Source organism: Methylobacter sp. Wu8 (assembly GCF_036440755.1).
Classification (GTDB): Bacteria; Pseudomonadota; Gammaproteobacteria; order Methylococcales; family Methylomonadaceae; genus Methylobacter_A; species Methylobacter_A tundripaludum_A.
Window position 1 is genome coordinate 16,530 of sequence record NZ_JAZGVT010000066.1, and the last position, 19,444, is coordinate 35,973.

Here is a 19,444-nt window from a genome sequence, read left to right on the forward strand (position 1 = left end):
TGTCTCAAAACAGGTCTTCTGCGGGTTGTTCAGTAGATTGACTGGAATCAGTCGTCGAGTCGCCGGACGTGAAGCTTGTCGGCACGCGGTCAGCTTGAAAGTACTCCCATATCCCGTCTTTATTTGCGGCCTCTGTTAGCAGGCCGGTCTCAGGGTTTATAAACGCTTTTACTATGCCTTCCGGCGCTTCAAGAGGCGTATCGGGGGTATCTTTTAATGCTGTTTGCATAAACTCTATCCACATCGGTAATGCGGCTACACCGCCCGTTTCACGATTCCCCAGCGGGGAAAAATCATCAAATCCGACCCATGCGGTGGCGACATTCGATTGCGTGTAGCCATTGAACCAGGCGTCGCGCTGTTCGTTTGTGGTTCCTGTTTTTCCGGCAAGATCCTGTCTGCCCAATACTTTTGCATCGGTTGCCGTACCATGTTGGACGACATCTCTTAGCAACGAATTCATCAGAAAACAAATTTGCGGCGTAATAATTCGGGGTGCGTAGTTGCGTTTTAATTCCTCGCTGCTGTCGCAGGAAGGGCAGGGGGTTTTAGGTTTGGCCTGATAAATAATCTCGCCTTCGTTGGATTCAATGCGTTCAATAAAATAGGGAGTGATCAGGAAGCCGCCGTTGGCGAATGTGGCGTAAACCCGAGCCATTTGCAGTGGGGATGCATAGCCGCTGCCCAGCGCCAGTGACAGGGTTTTGGGTATTTGCTCTTCAGTAAAGCCGAAGCGCAAAGCCGTTGCAACGGCTTTTTCAACGCCCATTTCCTGTAATAGGCGGATGGAGATAATGTTTCTTGAGTGGGTTATAGCCGCCCTGATACTGGTTGGACCGTAGAATTTCTTGTTGTAATTTTCCGGCCGCCATTCATTTTCCTGGCCTGGAATATCGATGACGATAGGCGCATCGTTAATAAGACTGGCTGCGGTGTAGCCTTGTTCCAGGGCGGTGGTGTAAATGATGGGTTTAAAGCCCGACCCCGGCTGTCTTTTTGATTGGGTCGCGCGATTGTATTTGTTGCGGTAAAAATCGAAACCGCCGGTTAACGCCAAAATGGCGCCGTTGGCGGGATTTAAAGAAACAAATGCGCCTTCTACCTCGGGCACTTGCGTTAAAGTCCAGGTGTTATTTTGTAGCTGACGAACGCGGATAATGTCGCCTGTTTTTAACAGGTTTGCGATAGAGTTGCCGGTCCATTTAATATTTTCCGACGGTATTTCAATGACAGAGCGGTCTTGAAGAGCGGCAGTTGCAATATTATCTTTTACGCGTAGAACGGTGGCGGGCAATGTATCGCCGATGACGGGAAGTTCGCCTACAGGAAGTAGGCGAGGGGCGTGAGCAGGAGCGGAAGCTTCGTTGAAATTGCTGGTCCTGGTGCGTAAGTGGCGATAGCCGTGGCGTTGGTCATAGGCGTGCAAGGTATTGTTAAGCGCCTGATTCGCCGTCGATTGCAGCGTTCCGTTGATTGTTGTATAGACCTTGAAGCCGGAGGTATAGGCTTGCTCGCCATAGAGCTCGAAGATTTTTTGCCGAACCATTTCGGCGAAATAAAGCGCCGAAATTTCAGGAGAGACTGTTTGCAGCTTGGCTGTAGAGGGTTGCCCGGATGCGTCCTCGTATTCCTGTTGGCTGATATGGTTAAGCTCAAGCATACGGTGCAAGACATAATTGCGCCGTTCAATGGCTCGCGCTTCATTTGTAATGGGGTTGTATGTCGATGGCGCTTTGGGTAGCCCGGCAATCATCGCGTATTCGGCCAAGTTAAGTTCCGACAGGGATTTTCCGTAATAAACCTGGGCGGCAGCGGCAACGCCGTAGGCTCTGTGGCCCATGAAAATCTGGTTTAAGTAAAGTTCCAGGATTTTGTTTTTCGGGTACTCGCGTTCTATTTTCAACGCCAGCATGATTTCCTTTAACTTACGGGTGTAAGTTTTCTCGCTGCTCAACAGGAAGTTACGGGTAACCTGCATGGTGATGGTGCTGCCGCCCTGTTTTTTCTTGCCGGTTAAGGCAAGGTGTAGACCGGCCCGAAGCAGGCCTTTGAAATCGACGCCGGGGTGCTGGTAAAAACTGTCGTCCTCAGCGGCAATGAAAGCATTAATCAGTTGCGGCGGGACTTCCTCTATATTGACCGGTGCGCGTTTTTTTTCGCCAAATTGAGCAATCAGCAAATTATCCGCACTATAAACGCTTAAAGGCGTCTGGTACTGAACATTATGCAGGGTCTTAACATCAGGCAGGTCGGCGGCAAGCTTGTTGTATAAAAAATAGCCGGAAATAGCTAAGCCCAATGTAATGGTGATAAAAAAAACAGCAAACCATTTTAAAAGTTTAGCCACAAGAAATCCCGGGAAACGGTACGGTAGCGGTAAGAGCGCAAGCTTTATGAATAAAAAGATACATTTTTAGTAAATGCCGGCAGAAATGATTTTCACTGGAGATAAAAAGCAACGGATCGAGCAAATAAATTGAACATTTTAAGCATCAAAATAAAAAAGGCTACTATACTTTCGCCAGTAAATAAGTTTTGTCATTGTTGATTGTAGCTGAAAACCCGGCATTGCAGCTGATCGGTCACGATGTCGTCAAGTTTTTCAAGGGATAGTTCATGAGTTGGTTTGGGCAGAAACAGAGCGCCGTTCTAGGTATTGATATCAGTACCGCAGCTATAAAATTGCTCGAATTGAGCAAGGTCGGCGCCCGTTACCGGGTTGAAAGTTACGCGGTAGCGCCTTTGCCGCAAGATGCTGTTGTTGATAAAAATATAGCAAACATTGAAGTGATCGCTGAAGCGATAAAAATCGCTTTAAAGCAATCCGGCTCAAAGTTAAAGCAAGCGTCTGTCGCTGTTGCCGGCTCTTCAGTGATGACCAAGGTGATACCGATGCCCGCTTCATTAACCGATGATGAAATGGAAGATCAAATCATGGTTGAAGCGGACCAGTATGTGCCTTACTCGCTTGACGAGGTTAATTTCGATTTTGAAGTACAGGGGCAAAATGAAAATAACCCTGAAATGGTCAATGTGCTGCTCGCGGCGTCGAGAAAGGAGATTATCGCGGATCGCGTCGAAGTGTTGGTCAAGGCCGGTTTGAAAGCCAAAATTGTCGATGTTGAAGCCTTTGCGATGGAAAACGCCTTTACCTTGCTGATCGATCAATTGCCGGATGCCGTTGAAGGCCAGACGGTTGCTATTGTGGATATCGGGGCAACCATGACGGCGTTAAATGTTCTACATAATTGCCGTACCGTGTACACAAGAGAGCAAGGCTTTGGCGGCAGGCAGTTGACTGAAGAGATTCAGCGCCGCTACGGTTTAACTTATGAAGAGGCCGGCTTGGCAAAAAAGCTGGGCGGACTGCCGGATAACTATGCAGTCGACGTACTTGAGCCGTTTAAACGGGCAATGGTTCAGCAAATTCAGCGGTCGATACAGTTTTTTATTTCATCAAGCGCGAATAGACGTATCGACAATCTTGTTCTGGCGGGCGGTTGCGCCTCAATACCCGGCATCGACAAACTGGTTCAACAGACCCTAGGAATACCTACCTTTATAGCCAATCCTTTCATCAATATGGCGCTATCCAATAAGGTAAAACCTCAGTCATTGAGTAACGATGCATCGGCAATGATGATTGCGTGCGGGTTGGCATTGAGGAGTTTTGATTAATGGCAAAAATCAATTTGCTCCCGTGGCGTGAAGAGCTGCGCGCGCAGAAAAAACAGGATTTTATCAATGCCATCGGCGTGGCGGTTTTATTCACGGCGCTTATTTTTGCCGGGCTTCACATGTATATCGAGGGATTAAAGGCTTATCAGGAACAAAGAAACAAGCTAATACAGGACGAAATAGCATTATTGGATATAAAAATCGCCAAAATCAAAACGATTGAGGAACAAAAAAGCAAGTTGCTGACCAAAATAGAATTAATTCAGAAATTACAGGAAAGCCGTCCTGAGATTGTGCATTTATTCGATGAGCTTCCGAGAGTTACACCGGACGGGGTTTTTCTGACGAAGTTCACCCAGAAAGGGGATGAGCTGAATTTTGAAGGCAAGTCGCAAACCAATGCCCGCGTTTCCGCTTTTATGCGGGCTATTGAGGCTTCGGCCTGGCTTAAAGTTCCTACGCTTGATGTGATTCATACTGGAAGTAAGGTTAATTCCGAACAGTTAAGCGATTTCATTCTGCATGCAAAGCAAGGCGGTCAAGATGCGCAAGCCGCGACTGCCACGGGTGGCGGAAGTCCCGCAAGCGGTAAGGAAGCGATCCGTCCGGCCGGGGGGAACTAATGAATTTGTCGGAAATTAACTGGGATCTTAATGAGGCGGGGTCTTGGCCATTGCCCATTAAAGCGGCGGCGATTGCCGTCATATGCGTTCTGGTTTTCAGTGCGGGTGTTTACTATGACACGCTTGATCAATTGGCGGCGCTTGATGTCTCCGAGAAAAAAGAGCGGGAGTTAAAGCAGGCGTTTGAGACGAAGCAAAAGAAATCAATCAATCTTCAGGATTATCAGGATCAATTGACGCAAATTGAAACGGAACTGGAGGATATGATCCGCCAAATGCCGACAAAAGAAGAGCTTGCCAGCCTGTTGATTGATATTTCCCAGACAGGATTGGCCAGCGGTCTGGAATTCCGGTTATTTAAACCGGGTGCGGCGATTCGAAAAGACTTCTATTCAGAGTTGCCGATCGATATAGAGGTTATTGGAAAATATGAGGAGCTGGGGTTGTTTGTGAGTGGTTTGGCCTCGTTGCCGCGGATTGTTACCGTACACGACGTAAATATTATTCCCGAAAGCAAGGACGGAAAGACCGGGGAAATGAAGATGAATGCAACGGTAAAGACCTATAACGAAAGCGTTGATGAAGCCGCTGAGACGGCCAAAAAGAAAAGGGCGAGAAAGTAATGGAATATAACAAATTGCCTTTGTCCAGTGGAGCCGCACAAGCAGGTTTGCAACGCCGCACCGATTCCCTCGGCAACAGCTCCCTGCGTTGCTCTACCTCCTGCATCCATGCAGTCGTACCGGTCGCGACACTTCCGTCACCCTTGGCGGTCGGTCGCACGAGTTCCCTACCCGTTGCGACACTCCCACCATCCTTGGCGGTCGGTTGCACGGGTTCCCTACCCGTTGCGACACTTCCACCATCCTTGGCGGTCGTAACTTGTGTGGTTTTTATAGTTTTGTTGACCGGATGCGGCAACGATGACTTTGCGGACTTAAACCGCTATATAGCGGAAGTTAAGGCCAGGCCTAAAGAGGCCATTAAGCCCTTGCCTGAAATCAAAGTTATTGAGCCTTTTATTTTTAAACCGGAAGGCCTGCGCGATCCGTTTAAGCCGTTGGAGCAGCCCGAACAGGCCGACAGCGTAGATGTTTCAAAGGCTAGCGGCATAAAACCGGATACGGCGCGGCGTAAAGAAGAGCTGGAGATGTTCCCTTTGGATGTCCTGAAAATGGTGGGTACTGTCGATATGAAGTCGAGTTTGTGGGGATTGGTAAAAGCCAGCGACGGCACCATCTATCGCGTCAAAGTTGGGAACTATATGGGGAAAAATTATGGGAAAATCATACGGATAGTTAGCGATAAAATCGAATTGATCGAAATAGTGCCCGATAAGCCGGGAACGTGGCGCGAACAACCGGCTTCAATAGCGTTGACAGAGTGATTTTGAGGACAATAAATGAATAATAAACAAGGCTGCGTTATGGCGAATACCCACAGGGGAGCCATACCGTTCAGAGGGCAGGGTAAGACGTGGCGATCATCATGTATGCCTATTGGCTTAGGTTTGCTCCTATTCGTATTTCAGCTCGCATCTGCTCAGGCAGGTGAACTGTTGTTATCAAAGATAGATTTTGCGACGCCGTCAGCTGATAAGTTGCAGATTGAAATGGAAATGACGGGGCCCGCGGCTACGCCTAAAGTATTTAAAACCGATAATCCTGCGCGTATCGCCCTGGATTTTCCGGGTGTAAAAAGCGGACTGGCAAAAAAAATGTACCCGATCAATCAGGGGGCGGCGAACAGCGTTTATGTCGTGGAAGCGGGCGACAGGGTTCGTGTTGTTGTTAACCTGCTTGAGACAATACCGTTTGATACCAAGGTGGTCGGCAATAAAGTGGTACTGACCCTAACGCGGGCAAAGGCTGTAATGCCTGCCGAGTTAAAACCGCCGGCTCTTCCACCGGCTGTTGCAACGCCGCCAAAGCCGACAGCGCCTGTCCTAACAAAGACGACTAATGCAGTAGTGGCAGCCTTAATCCCCGCACAAGATATTAGCGGGTTTGACTTTAAGCGCGGCGACAAAGGCGAGGGACGCATACTGGTTTCGCTGGCTAATCCCAACACTATCGTTAACTCTAAGGAACAAGGTGGGAAAGTCGTCATCAGTTTTTTAAACACCCGCTTACCTCAAAGTTTGGCTAAAAGGCTCGATGTCTCCGAGTTTGCAACGCCGGTCAAGTTTATTGATACCGTGTCGGCCGACCAGCAAACCACGATTACCGTGACGCTGCAAAATGCGCTTTACGATTATTCGGTGTTTCAAGCGGACGGGTTGTTGACCGTTGAGTTTCGCCCCTTAAGCAATGAAGAGAAAGATGCGCTGGAAAGGTCGCGCACCAAATATACCGGCGACAGGTTATCTTTAAATTTCCAGGAAATCGAAATCCGCAGTGTGATTGCCATTCTGGCCGAATTTACCGGGCAGAATGTGGTTGCCGGCGATGATGTAACGGGTACGATTACCTTAAAGCTGGACGATGTGCCTTGGGATGAAGCGCTCGACTTTATCATGATGACCAAGGAGTTGGGCAAGTACGAGTCCGGTAATGTCACGCTGATTTCAACGCTGGACAAGATCAAGGACTACAAGCAGAAACAGCAGGAAACCGATAAAGTTGTTGAACAGCTGGATCCGCTGGTGACTGAGTACATTAAAATCAATTACGCCAAGGCAGAGAACTTTAGAAATCTGTTGAATGGCCGCGATACCGGTGCTTTTGGCAGTTGCGGGGTGACCGGCGCAACTGGAACTGCTTCATCAACAACGGCCTCTTCCGCTTCCGCCGGCGGCGCCACGGGCGGGGGGCAAGCCGGTCAAGGCCAGGCCGGCGGGGCTGGTAGCGCCAGTGGTTCGGAAGGCGGTAATGACAAGTTCGGCTTGCTTTCTGCCCGCGGATCGGCCGTTGTCGATGCCAGAACCAATACCTTGATTGTTCGCGAGACGGCGAAGCGCCTGGATGAGGTCAAGAAACTGATACGCAAGCTTGATGTTCCTGTGCGCCAGGTGATGATTGAGGCGCGGGTTGTGATTGCCGATGATAGTTTTACTGAAAATTTAGGCGTCAAGTTTGGTGTAGCAAAAGAAGCGACTATAGGTTCTAGTAAAACGTTCGCTGTGGGCGGAACTGAGGTGGCTTCAAGTGGAGGGGATCCTACTATAAACACAAGAAAACCAACCGATTTGCTGGTCGATTTGGGCGTCGAAGCCCTAACGGCGACTCCGCCGGGGGCGTTGGGAATGACCCTCGCCAGAGGCGCCGATTATGTGTTGAATCTTGAGCTACAGGCGTTACAAATTGAAGGCAGGGGGGAAATAGTGTCCAACCCGAGGGTAATGACGATGGACCGATGCACGGCGGTTATGACGCAAGGTGTCCAGATTCCGGTGACAACGCCTGGGACGGCCAATACACCGCCGACAACGACTTATATCGATGCCGTCCTTGAGTTAAACGCAACGCCGCAGATTACCCCCAATGGCTCGGTTATCATGAATTTGCTGGTTAAGAAGGATAATGAGAACACAACAAGCAACCCTGTTTCGGGCAACCCCGGGATTGACAAAAGACAGATCAAAACCTCGGTTCTCGTTGAGGATGGAGAAACGGTTGTTTTAGGAGGCGTTTATGAAGGGTCTGAATCAATAGGCAAGAATAAAATCCCATTTTTCGCCGACCTGCCGGGTATTGGGTTTTTATTTACCAATTCAACAGAGGAGAAGACTAAGAAAGAATTACTGATTTTTGTCACGCCAAAAATCATGCAGGATAATCTGGTCAGCGATTGATTGCTTCTACTTGGATCAAAAAGGGGGCATAATGCCCCCTTTTTTAATGGTTTAGCCGCAGGAAGGCAGGTTATGACGCGATCAGAGAATATATATTTAGTAGGCCTGATGGGTGCAGGGAAAACCACGATAGGGCGGCAATTAGCCAGAGCGTTGTCAGTGCCTTTTTATGACAGCGACAAGGCGATTGAGGAAAGAACCGGTGTGGATATTCCGACTATATTCGAGTTCGAGGGGGAAGAGGGATTCAGGGATCGGGAACAGAAGATGATTCAGCAATTGACGCAAATGAAGGGTATTGTGCTGGCTACCGGCGGCGGTGCTGTTTTGCGTGAAGAAAATCGCAGGTTGTTGAAGGAAAATGGATTTATCGTTTATTTGCAATGCTCGGTAGAAAGGATTCTGGAGAGGACGCGCAGGGACACGCAGCGTCCACTGCTGAAAACGGATAATCCCAGAGAACGTATAGAGACCTTATTCACGCAGCGTGAACCCCTGTATTTGTCTTGCGCCGATTTTAAAGTTGATACCGGCGTTATGCAAAGCAAAGAAGTCGTCAGCCGTATTTTAGAAGAATATAAGTCAGTTAACCGTTAGCAAACAAAATCTACAAAGAACGGGTTGGCGTAGCGTAACCCGGCACATCGAAGCGGCAAATACCGGATTGCGCTACGCCAATCCAATCTATAAGCGTTGATAAATATGAAAAAATTACAGGTTGAATTAGGTGACCGTAGTTACCCGATTTATATAGGCTCCGGTTTATTGGGCCAGTCCGAATTATTCACAAAGCATATAAAGTCCAAGCAGGTTGTCGTGGTTACCAATGAAACCATTGCCCCGTTGTACCTGGACACAGTTTTAAAAAACTTACAGGGCTATATTGTTGAAACAGTGATACTGCCCGATGGCGAACAATTCAAGACTTTGGATGTTGTCGCGCAAATTTTCGATAAGCTGCTGGCGTGCAGATTTAGCCGTAACGCCAGCCTGATCGCGTTAGGCGGCGGCGTTATCGGCGACATGGGCGGCTTTGCGGCGGCCTGCTATCAGCGAGGGATTCCTTTTCTGCAAATACCGACAACATTGTTGGCTCAGGTCGATTCCTCGGTAGGCGGAAAAACCGGCGTTAATCATCCGCTGGGTAAAAACATGATTGGCGCTTTTTACCAGCCGCAATGCGTTATCGCCGACGCCGACGTTTTGGATACGCTGGATGACCGCCAATTAGCGGCGGGGCTGGCCGAAGTGATTAAATACGGCTTGATCAGGGATGCTGAGTTCTTTGAATGGCTGGAGCACAATATCGATGCGTTATTGACTAGAGACAAGCAGGCATTGGCTTATGCGATTGAGCGGTCGTGCATTAACAAGGCCGAAATTGTCGCCGAGGATGAAACCGAAACCGGCGTCAGGGCGACGTTAAATTTAGGCCATACTTTCGGCCATGCGATAGAAACCGGCGCCGGTTACGGCGCATACCTTCATGGCGAGGCGGTCGCCATCGGCACCTGCCAGGCCGCCGATCTTTCCAGACGAAAAGGCTGGCTGAACGATGAAGATGTCGAAAGAATTATTGCGCTGTTTAAAAAAGCCGGATTGCCCGTACATCCGCCGGAGCAAATTGCTTCGGACCGGTTTTTGGAATTAATGGCGGTAGACAAAAAAAATGTCGACGGTCAAATCAGACTGATCCTGTTGCAAAAAATCGGCATGGCAACTCTGCCTGTTGACGTAGATCGAGAATTATTGGAGATGACGCTTAAAACTTATGGTAGAAGATGATGATGTCCTCTGGATAAAACAGCCGCGCCGGGACCCGGCAAATGAGGCTGTTCATTCCTTGATAACAAAGGAGCGGATGCAGAAGCTTGATTTATTAATCCATCTGCTTTCAAACCTGACGCAAGCCCTTGTCGTCTGCGGGCCGAAAGGCATCGGTAAAACGACGCTGCTTAACGTTTTGCAGGAGCGCAAGACTGAATCACGACGGTATTGCCTGATGCAAGGCAATGCCGACTTAAGCTTTGAGGCGATTTACGAGCAGTTAGCCAGGGTCCGGTCGCCGGGGCAATATAAACAAATCGTATTGATTGTCGATAATGCCGGCGAATTAGTACCGGGCCTGATCACGGCCGTCATTCAATATGCCGCGGCAAATCCTATTTTAAGGGTCATCTTCGCCTTAACGCATGATGAATTGCAGATGAAACGGGGATCGGATCGTGCGGTTGATGATTGTCATATTGTTGAAATCCCGCCTTTATCGGAGAGGCAGTGCGGTGATTTTTTACAGCATCTGTCCACAAAACCTTCTTTAAACTTGCCGTTTGATGCAATCGGCGAAAACATGATAGAGCACATCTATCGGGAAACGCATGGCGTTCCGGGGCGTATTATCGCTGAAGTTTCCGGCTTGCCCGTCGCCAAACAGGGCGGAAAATTGAAATGGATGTTTGTCATTGCCGTTGCAGCAGCCATTGCGATAGTGTTCGGTATTCAATTGCTGACAACATCAAGAAAGGATGACAAAACCGTTGCGCCTGCGCCGGTTCAACAAAAAACAGACATTATCGACATCCCGCCTCCGCCACGAACAGAGACCCCGATAATGCTGGATCTGTCGACTGCAGGGAGCGACGGTAACGCAGCAAGCGGCACGGCTGCACCGCTGCAAAAAATCGAGCAACGCCCGGATGAATTACCGAAAGAACCGGTATTGCCGGCTGCCCAGCCGGTAATACCGCAGCCGGTGCAAGCCGCGCCGGCAAATGCCATAGAGCCTGCGGCTGGCGTAAATACAGGCGTAGGGGCTGGGCAAGCTGCGGTTCCCGCAGCACAGCCCGAAACGTCGATTAAGCCGCCTGAACAACCGTCCGCTGAAAAAGCCCCTGATGCCCGGCAACAGCAGGTCATCGAGCCTCCCGTTCCCGTAAAGCCGGAAGTTAAAGCCCCGTCCGAGCCGGTGCCTGCGGTTGATCAACCGCTTAAAAATAAACAAGCGGCTGCGCAGCGTGCGGTTGAGCAAGAAAAAACCAGACAAGCGCAGTTGAAGAAGTTGGCGGACAGTTTTAAGCCGTTTACACCCAATGGTCTGGAAACCATTCAGATACCTGAAAAGCCCGTAGAAATTGCGCCGCTTCCCGGAGGGGCGGTTGTAGAAACGTTGGTGCCCCGGCAAGTGGAGACTAACGAATCATTGGCGCAGTCGGCAAATAATTTCACCCTGCAACTTATGGTATTATCCAAACAATCGTCGGTTGACGGCCTGCTCAGGAAATATCCGGAGATGAGTTCGGGGTTTAGAACCATTAACACGATAGCGAACGGTCAACAGAAGTTCATTTTAGTTTACGGTTCATATCCTGATATGGCATCGGCAAATAAAGCTAGACAATCCTTGCCGTTCGAATTCCGAAAGGCGCTGGTAAGAAAAATGAGCGCGATAAAACAATAACTAAGTTGTGTAGGATGGGTTTCGCTACCGTTCTACCCATCCTACAAAATTTTAAACCTGAATAATTAAATCCATGACAGTATTAAAAAACGACACCTTTATTAGAGCGCTGTTAAAACAACCTGTTGAGTACACACCGATTTGGATGATGCGCCAGGCGGGTCGTTATTTACCTGAATACAGAAAGGTCAGGGAGCAGGCCGGCAGTTTTTTAGATCTGTGCACCAATCCTGAGCTGGCTTGCGAAGTCACCTTGCAGCCGTTACGGCGTTTTGGCTTCGATGCGGCGATTCTGTTTTCGGATATATTGACCATTCCCGACGCAATGGGTTTGGGACTTTATTTTACCGAAGGCGAAGGGCCTAAATTTACTCATCCGGTCAGAACCGCAGCCGATGTCGCTAAATTACCGGTTCCTGATCCTGAAACCGATTTGCGTTACGTGGTCGATGCGGTTCGGCTGATACGGAAAAACCTGCAAGGCAGCGTTCCGTTGATCGGCTTTTCCGGCAGCCCCTGGACGCTGGCAACCTATATGGTCGAGGGCGGCAGCAGCAAGAGCTTTCAAAAAGTTAAAGGCATGATGTACGAACAGCCCAAGTTGATGCACGTTATGTTGGACAAGTTGGCGCAATCGGTTGCGGCCTATTTGAATGCGCAGATCGAGGCGGGCGCTCAGGCGGTCATGCTGTTCGATACCTGGGGCGGCATGTTGTCGACCGAAGATTATGCCGAATTTTCCTTATACTACGCCAAGCAAGTCAGGGCGCAGCTTAAAACTCATGTAGACGGGCAACAGATCCCGACCATCCTGTTCACTAAAGGCGGCGGGCTTTGGCTGGAAGCCATGGCCGATTCAGGCTATGATGCCTTGGGCCTCGATTGGCAGACCGATATGCAACAGGCTCGCGCCAGAGTAGGCCATCGTGTCGCCTTGCAGGGCAATATGGACCCGGTTGCGCTTTATGCAAACCCGGACGTCATTACTGGAAAAGTAAAAACCATTTTGCATAAATACGGTTCGGGTTCCGGCCATGTGTTCAACTTGGGGCACGGCATCTTGCCCGATATGAACCCTGATCATGTTAAAGCGATGGTCGATGCCGTGCATGAGCATAGCCGGGCTTATCATCAGGACTAAGCATCAAAATATTAGGAGTTTCGAGCATGAAAATATTGAAAAACTTGTTGATAATCGGCTTGCTCGCTGCCAATACGGCGGGCGTTAGGGCTGAGGACAAGCCTATCGACATCGTGGTTCATAGAAGCCCAAGCTGCACTTGTTGCGGCAAGTGGTTGGAGCATCTGAAAGATAATAATTTCAATGTAAAAGATGTCGTCACCAATGACGTGCAGGCGGTAAAGGATAAATACGGCGTTAGCCGGGAAATAGCATCCTGCCACACGGCCATCGTCGACGGCTATGTTGTCGAAGGCCATGTGCCTGCAAACGACATTAAGACGCTGTTGACAACCAAATCTAAAGTTGTCGGAATAGCCGTTCCCGGCATGGTTGACGGCAGTCCCGGCATGGAGATGGGCGATAGCAAGGACGCTTATAAAGTGCTGAGTTTCGACCGCGAAAACCACACCAAGGTATTCAACAGCTACGAAGGTACACAATGATTTTAGCCGGCGACGTAGGCGGTACAAAAACCATCCTGGCGCTGTTTAAGACGGAAGGCGATGAGGTTAAATGCCTTAAAAAAGAGCAATTTCCCAGCGCGAACTATCAGACGTTTACCACATTATTGTCGGAATTTTTGACCGATGCCGCTTGCCCGCAGGTAGCGGCCGTTTGCATCGGAGTCGCCGGCGTTGTTGACAACGGCCGTTGCGAAACAACCAATTTGCCGTGGGTGCTCAGCAGTAAAGAGATCGGCGATCGCGTAAACAGCCAAAATGTCTGGTTGTTGAATGACCTGGAAGCCGCCGCATGGGGTTTGCTGGATTTGCCGGAGCGTAATTTTGTTGAATTGAATCCCGATGCGCAAAGTCAGCAAGGCCATACTGCCGTAGTTGCCGCCGGAACAGGCTTGGGCGAGGCAATCATCGCATGGGATGGCGCCGCGCATCAGGTTATCGCCAGTGAAGGCGGGCATACCGATTTTTCGCCGACTAATGAGCAGGAAATAGCCTTGCTCAGGTACTTGATGGAAAAGTACCCGGAGCATGTCAGCTGGGAGCGATTGTTGTCAGGTGAAGGCCTGATCAACATTTATCAATTTCTCAAACACATCAACTATGCACAAACCAATCCTGAGACCGAGCAGCAGATGACCGAACGAGACCCTGCCGCAGTCATAGGCGAAGCGGGCGTTGTCGGCAGCGATGCGTTGTGCGTTGAGGCGTTAAAACTGTTTTGCCGGCTCTATGGTTCGGAATCGGGAAATCTGGCGCTTAAATGCCTGCCGTATGGCGGCGTTTACCTGGCCGGAGGCATAGGCGCAAAAATCCTGCCCGTGCTGCAACAAGGTGAATTTATGCGCGGTTTTTTGGCAAAAGGACGCTGCCGGGCCGTGTTGCAGAAACTATCGGTTAAAGTCTGCACCAACCCCGAGGTCGCCTTGTCGGGCGCGCTCAGTTACGCAAAAAAGAGGCTAGGATAAAGCAATGAAAATTGGCGTCCCCAAAGAAATAAAAGATCAGGAAGGCCGGGTTGCAATCACACCCGACGGCGTGCGGCATTTAATTCAAAAAGGACATCAGGTCCTTATTGAGATCGATGCCGGATTAGGCTCGGGATTTAGCAACGAGCAATATCAGCAGGCCGGCGCACAGTTGGTTTCAGCCTCCGCTGCCTGGGCGGTCGATCTGGTGGTCAAAGTCAAAGAGCCCTTGGAATCCGAATACCCTTATTTGGACCGGCAGATGATTTTTACCTATTTTCATCTGGCGGGTGTGACGCCGAGCTTGACCCAGGAGCTGTTAAAAAAAGGCACAACGGCGATTGCCTACGAAACCCTGGAAGATGAACAGGGACGCTTGCCACTGCTCGCGCCGATGAGCGCCGTTGCCGGAAACATGGCCGCGCTGATGGGCGGTTATTATCTTGCCGAATTCAATCAGGGCAGGGGAGTCCAGTTAGGCAAAGTGCTGGGCAAACGGCATGGCAAGGTCGTGATCATCGGCGATGGCGTGGTCGGCCAACATGCCGCCCAGGTAGCCAGCGGAATGGGGGCCGATGTGTTTGTTGCAGGTATTGATCAGGCACACATGCAGCAAATAAAAACCGCATCATTGCCGGATGTAGAGTTTTTCTTGTCGAGTCCTGAAAATATCGGCGAGCATGTAAAAGACGCCGATTTGGTTGTCGGAGCCGTGCTGGTTCATGGCGCCAAAGCACCCAAAATAATCACTGAAGACATGATCAAGTCGATGGCTAAGGGAACGGTTGTTGTCGATGTCAGCATCGATCAGGGCGGCTGCATAGCGACATCAAAGCCAACCTCGCATACCAACCCGGTATTTATCAAACACGATGTCATCCATTATTGCGTGACCAACATGCCGGGCGCGTATCCCAGAACATCAACCATCGCTTTGTCCGATGCGACATTACCCTATGTCCTGAAAATAGCCGATGCCGGGAAAGGGGCTTTAATGACCGATAAGACACTGGCAAAAGCGATTAATACCTGTGACGGCAAGATCACCTGTAAAGCTGTAGCCGAAAGTCTGGATATGCTGGATAACTACCAGTCGATTGATAAGTTTTAAATGGTTTTACGGTAACATTCTAAGTTACGATAAGCACTAAAGCCGATGTAGCTCAGTTGGTAGAGCAACTGATTCGTAATCAGTAGGTCGTGGGTTCGACTCCCATCATTGGCTCCAAAAAGATCAAAGGGTTAGGCGGAATGCCTGGCCCTTTTTTGTGTGTAATGCCAGTTGTTTCTCCAAAGGAACTTCCATGCCAGAACAACCCCATCCCCATGATCCGTTTTTTCCTTTTTGGGAAGATCCTTCTTCTTTTTTGGCGGTTTGGCTGACCACCGCCGACCAAACTGCGTTGTTCCAACGGCAGCCGAATGAGCTCTGTTTTGCCGACAACGCCAATGATTTCCCTGTGATAACCGTGGATGCCAAGCAGAAGTATCAGGTCATCGAGGGATTCGGTTTTTCGTTGACCGGCGGCAGCGCGATGCTGATCGGTCGCTTGTCCGCCGCTGACAGGAAAGCATTGTTGCGGGAGCTGTTTTTGCCCGATGGGGACGGCATCGGCGTTAGTTTTCTGCGTCTGAGCATCGGTGCGTCGGATCTGAGCGAGCGCTGCTTTAGCTATGACGACAGGCCTGCCGGACAATCGGACTTTGAGCTTGCCCATTTCGACATCGAGGCCGGCGACCGTGAAGTCATTCCGCTGTTGCGGGAGATTTTGGCGATCAACCCCGAGATTAAGATCATGGCAACAGCTTGGTCGCCGCCGACCTGGATGAAGACCAGCAAAAGTTTTGTCGGAGGCAAACTAAGGCCGGATTGTTACGGTGTTTACGCCGCCTACCTGATCAAATACCTGCAAGCCATGCGGGACAGAGCTATCACCGTTCATGCGATCACCCCGCAGAACGAACCCTTGAATGAAAAAAACGAACCCAGCATGATCATGGAAGCGGGCGAGCAGGCTGAGTTCATCAAAAATCATCTGGGCCCGGCGTTGCAGGCAGCCGGGCTGGACGATGTGGAACTGTTTTGCTGGGACCACAATTGCGACGTCAAGGAGTACCCTTTGGAAGTTTTCGCAGATGCTAAAGTGCGCGGTTACCTGAGCGGATCGGCTTGGCATCTGTACGGCGGCGACATTTCAGCCCTTTCCGAAGTGCATCGGGCTTACCCGGATATGAAACTGTATTTCACCGAACAGTGGGTGGGGATAGACGGGCAGTTCGGGGGGGATTTGATGTGGCACATGAAAAACGTGCTGATCGGTTCCCTACGCAACTGGAGCCGGGTAGTGCTTGAATGGAACCTGGCTTCCGATCCGTTTTGCCGCCCTCATACGCCGGGAGGCGAGGCGCGTTGCGTCGGCGCGTTGACGATAGGTGAAGAGGTTGTTCGCAACGTCGCCTACTATGTGATCGCCCATGCCGCGAAATTCGTCCGCCCCGGTTCGGTCAGGATTTATTCCGATGAGCACGAGTTCTTGCCGAATGTGGCTTTTCTGACGCCCGAGGGTTATATCGTTCTGATCGCGCTCAATGACGAAGCTGAAGCACGTTCCTTTACTATCCGCTTTCAGGGGAAAAGTGCAGTAGCCACTCTGCCAGCAAACGCCGTAGCTACTTATGTTTGGCGGGCGGTGTAAAAAACCTATTTTTGGCTCAGTTTTTTCCTTGTCCATGCCGGGTGCCTTCGGCAATCAAGAACGGCATAGACTCGTGCGGTTTGATTTTCAACCCGATAATAAACGGCAAACGGGAATCGTTTTGATAATAAGCGATGATATTTCCCGAAATAGATCTGATGAACTCCGACGTTAATCATCAATGAGTCAATGTCTGAAAAAAGCGTATCTACAAAATAACTTCCCAAGCCTGCTGCTTATAAAACCGGTAACCATCGATTAAATCCCGTTGCGCAGATCGCTGTATTTGGATTTTCATGGAAGCTGGTTGCGAATGTCCTTTTTTGCATCATTCCAATCGATAAAGGTATCGGTTCCATCATTAAGCATTTCTTCCCTTTGTTGTAATACCTCGGAATGCCAAGCCGGAGAGTTGATGTTATCAGCATCAGTACATAAGCTGTCCCAAAGAGATTCCATAACTTGTATTTTTTCTGTGACGGACAATTTTTCTATTTCAATGACTGTCATAGTGATTTCCTAAGTAGAGATAGCGAAGGCAGGCTCTTATGATTGTACTACGGTTTCCGGCCAAGGGTAGCGTCTACAAAATACAATAATAGACCCGCGGTTTCAAGGGAGAAACGTTGCCAAAGCCGATATTCACCGCATTTGTCCGGCGTTAACGGCATTCCCGACAGCCGCAGTTCGTGTGTAAAGTTGGATTTGATCGCCGCCAGCGTCCCGAGTAACCGGCATCGCCGTCAGGCAACGTCCAAACAGCATGCAAGTGATCCGGCAGAATAACAATGGCGTCGATGGTGAAAGGCCGTTCCGCCCGCACTTTGCGAAATACGTTGCGCAGTTGCCGGACGTGTCGCACAGCAAATCGGAACAATGAGTAGCAGGACGGGGCATGTTGCCCCGTCCTGCTCGGGAAAACCGCATGTCCGGTGGTGTGGGAGGAATGACGGGGGGCAATCCCGTCATTCCCACTCGATCAGCGTTAAGTGCATCTAATCTAATCGTGTTGAAGGTTCAATTGCATGCGTCCAAGTAAAGCATGGCGGTTGCAAAGCCGCTTTCGTCATCGGGGTTTTTCATCATGGCGGATTTTAAAATTGTTAATTTGTCTTCCGTCGGTTTGAGGCGTTTGTTAATGGCATCAAGTTCGGGGGCTAAGGCTTTTAATTTGGCTTGATCGTGATGCTGATGGGCTATCAGAAGTTCTTTCTTGATTTTTATTTTTTGGCATTGATCCATGTGCGATTGCTTCATCAAATCAATGGCGGCTTCCACCTCCGCGCTGTTGGCGGTAACAGATGCAGAGAAAAAAATTCCAACGGCGACTGTCAAAGTAAAAAACAACTGTTTGTGCAACACAGCTTTCTTGTGAAACACAGGATCTTGTATATCTTTACTGTGTTGATAAACAAACACTTTAGGTTCGGCATTTTTATCTTTCATAGTGGTTTCCCTTGCTTCAACATTAAAGCTGAGTTGAGCAGCTTGTCTGCTCAAACGAAACTTATGCCCTTTGGGTATAAGGATTTTTTCATGATCACCTGCCCAGATTGGCCTGTGGCTAACGATGATGACTTGCGCTCTAGGATGGTACTACGCCACGGCAATTGTTGGCCTTTAAAATTAAGAGAACTGCCGCTGTTTTCCAAATCAAAACTTTCATTAAGTTCCGCATCCTTTTCAACTGGGCGTGACACATTGCATTCGCCTATGTCGTTTTTAACCCCATTTGGATGCAAAATCAGCACGGCGACTTGCTTGCAGCGTTAAGCGGACGTGAAGAATGCAATTACTCACAAACATACCAATTGCTTGGGAAATCCCAAATTATGGATGGTTGGAATCCACTTGGGCGAGAATTAGGAACTCCTATAAATGAAGAACTAGAAACCCTAATTTGTAATTTTTCTGACTCTATGTGTTCAATAAAACCAACATATTGGATTCCACGTTCATCTTTACAAATCTGGGTGCCAATTTCTTGTAGAAGATACCTATGCTCGCTTTTCTTACGGATTTCTTGTTGTGAAATGATTGTTTTTATTATGGGCAGTGTTTTTTTAAATATGAATGAGGCTTCCGCATTCGCTTCTTTTATTTCATAAGGCTTCAGCCACTTCTTTTCTTCATTTGAAGGTGCTTTAGCAAAACAGGATAAATGGCCTATCTCTTTTTCTAATTGTTGGGACATATCTGTGTTTTTGAATATAGCATCTATTGTCCATTCATAAATCTGAGAAGTATTGAGTAATAAGGCATAATCAAGCACTTTAGCTGTGTTCATTTTTGGGTTTATTTTTAAATAACTTTCATGTGCTATCTTCCGGCATTCAACATACTCAGCTATCTGAGGTTTTTTAGGGGTAACGGCACAGCTTGTTATTAAAATCATAAACGAACATATGATTAGTCTAATTTCAAAGTTTCCCATATACATTCTTTATACACTTTAATTACTCATAATTAATAACCCTCAGCCGGGATCCAGTGGGCATAGATTTATTTAACTTATAAGCCGAGTGGGCAACCGCTTTATCGTTGCCCAACATTTTGCTGCCTATCAATATTCAACACGTCATTATGAT

18 protein-coding genes and 1 tRNA gene are annotated in these 19,444 nt (G+C 49.0%); 14 read left to right on the forward strand and 5 right to left on the reverse strand.

Annotation, left to right across the window (positions count from 1 at the left end):
- Nucleotides 1-4 precede the first annotated feature (4 nt).
- On the reverse strand, nt 5-2,347 hold the full coding sequence (locus tag V3O24_RS11050; protein WP_104424213.1) for a penicillin-binding protein 1A: 2,343 nt from the start codon (nt 2,345-2,347) through the stop codon (nt 5-7).
- Between the two features lie 269 nt (nt 2,348-2,616).
- On the opposite strand from V3O24_RS11050, the gene V3O24_RS11055 reads away from it, so the two are divergent.
- From V3O24_RS11055 to V3O24_RS11120, 14 genes are all read left to right on the forward strand, one after another.
- The gene (locus V3O24_RS11055; RefSeq protein WP_104424214.1) at nt 2,617-3,678 is read left to right on the forward strand and encodes a pilus assembly protein PilM; all 1,062 of its coding nucleotides are present in this window, start codon (nt 2,617-2,619) and stop codon (nt 3,676-3,678) included.
- Entirely contained in the window at nt 3,678-4,301 is a 624-nt protein-coding gene (locus V3O24_RS11060; protein ID WP_104424215.1) for a PilN domain-containing protein, read from the forward strand. The genes V3O24_RS11055 and V3O24_RS11060 overlap by 1 nt, the downstream gene beginning before the upstream one ends.
- A complete protein-coding gene (locus V3O24_RS11065; protein WP_331307284.1) occupies nt 4,301-4,924 on the forward strand; it encodes a type 4a pilus biogenesis protein PilO in 624 nt (207 codons plus the stop codon). The genes V3O24_RS11060 and V3O24_RS11065 overlap by 1 nt, the downstream gene beginning before the upstream one ends.
- Nucleotides 4,925-5,169: 245 nt before the next feature.
- Entirely contained in the window at nt 5,170-5,688 is a 519-nt protein-coding gene (locus tag V3O24_RS11070; protein WP_331307342.1) for a pilus assembly protein PilP, read from the forward strand.
- Nucleotides 5,689-5,859: 171 nt separating this feature from the next.
- Nucleotides 5,860-8,094 carry a type IV pilus secretin PilQ gene (pilQ, locus tag V3O24_RS11075; protein WP_331307285.1) on the forward strand — a complete coding sequence of 745 codons (2,235 nt, stop codon included), beginning with the start codon at nt 5,860-5,862 and terminating at the stop codon, nt 8,092-8,094.
- A gap of 72 nt (nt 8,095-8,166) precedes the next feature.
- Complete coding sequence (aroK, locus tag V3O24_RS11080) at nt 8,167-8,691, forward strand: shikimate kinase AroK (protein ID WP_104424218.1); 525 nt, start codon at nt 8,167-8,169, stop codon at nt 8,689-8,691.
- A gap of 105 nt (nt 8,692-8,796) precedes the next feature.
- Entirely contained in the window at nt 8,797-9,879 is a 1,083-nt protein-coding gene (aroB, locus tag V3O24_RS11085) for a 3-dehydroquinate synthase (RefSeq protein WP_331307286.1), read from the forward strand.
- Entirely contained in the window at nt 9,866-11,551 is a 1,686-nt protein-coding gene (locus tag V3O24_RS11090) for a hypothetical protein (protein ID WP_331307287.1), read from the forward strand. Before aroB ends, V3O24_RS11090 begins: the two co-directional genes overlap by 14 nt.
- A gap of 73 nt (nt 11,552-11,624) precedes the next feature.
- Nucleotides 11,625-12,692: a uroporphyrinogen decarboxylase gene (hemE, locus tag V3O24_RS11095; RefSeq protein ID WP_331307288.1), complete on the forward strand. Its 1,068-nt coding sequence runs from the start codon at nt 11,625-11,627 to the stop codon at nt 12,690-12,692.
- A gap of 26 nt (nt 12,693-12,718) precedes the next feature.
- Nucleotides 12,719-13,177 (forward strand): DUF411 domain-containing protein, encoded by a 459-nt coding sequence (locus V3O24_RS11100; protein WP_331307289.1) that lies wholly within the window; start codon nt 12,719-12,721, stop codon nt 13,175-13,177.
- Nucleotides 13,174-14,160 carry a glucokinase gene (gene glk, locus V3O24_RS11105; RefSeq protein ID WP_331307290.1) on the forward strand — a complete coding sequence of 329 codons (987 nt, stop codon included), beginning with the start codon at nt 13,174-13,176 and terminating at the stop codon, nt 14,158-14,160. The genes V3O24_RS11100 and glk overlap by 4 nt, the downstream gene beginning before the upstream one ends.
- 4 nt (nt 14,161-14,164) lie before the next feature.
- Nucleotides 14,165-15,271, forward strand: a complete 1,107-nt coding sequence (gene ald / locus V3O24_RS11110; RefSeq protein WP_331307291.1) for an alanine dehydrogenase — start codon at nt 14,165-14,167, stop codon at nt 15,269-15,271.
- Nucleotides 15,272-15,312: 41 nt separating this feature from the next.
- Nucleotides 15,313-15,388, forward strand: a tRNA-Thr gene (locus V3O24_RS11115).
- Nucleotides 15,389-15,464: 76 nt separating this feature from the next.
- Nucleotides 15,465-16,856, forward strand: a complete 1,392-nt coding sequence (locus V3O24_RS11120; RefSeq protein WP_331307292.1) for a glycoside hydrolase family 30 beta sandwich domain-containing protein — start codon at nt 15,465-15,467, stop codon at nt 16,854-16,856.
- Nucleotides 16,857-17,150: 294 nt separating this feature from the next.
- On the opposite strand, the gene V3O24_RS11125 is transcribed toward V3O24_RS11120, so the two are convergent.
- The 4 genes from V3O24_RS11125 to V3O24_RS11140 form a co-directional block, all read right to left on the reverse strand.
- Nucleotides 17,151-17,366, reverse strand: a complete 216-nt coding sequence (locus V3O24_RS11125) for an addiction module protein (RefSeq protein ID WP_104424226.1) — start codon at nt 17,364-17,366, stop codon at nt 17,151-17,153.
- A gap of 507 nt (nt 17,367-17,873) precedes the next feature.
- Nucleotides 17,874-18,302, reverse strand: a complete 429-nt coding sequence (locus V3O24_RS11130; RefSeq protein WP_331307293.1) for a hypothetical protein — start codon at nt 18,300-18,302, stop codon at nt 17,874-17,876.
- Between the two features lie 50 nt (nt 18,303-18,352).
- Nucleotides 18,353-18,607, reverse strand: a complete 255-nt coding sequence (locus V3O24_RS11135) for a hypothetical protein (protein WP_331307294.1) — start codon at nt 18,605-18,607, stop codon at nt 18,353-18,355.
- A gap of 41 nt (nt 18,608-18,648) precedes the next feature.
- Nucleotides 18,649-19,290, reverse strand: a complete 642-nt coding sequence (locus V3O24_RS11140) for a hypothetical protein (RefSeq protein WP_331307295.1) — start codon at nt 19,288-19,290, stop codon at nt 18,649-18,651.
- Nucleotides 19,291-19,444 lie beyond the last annotated feature (154 nt).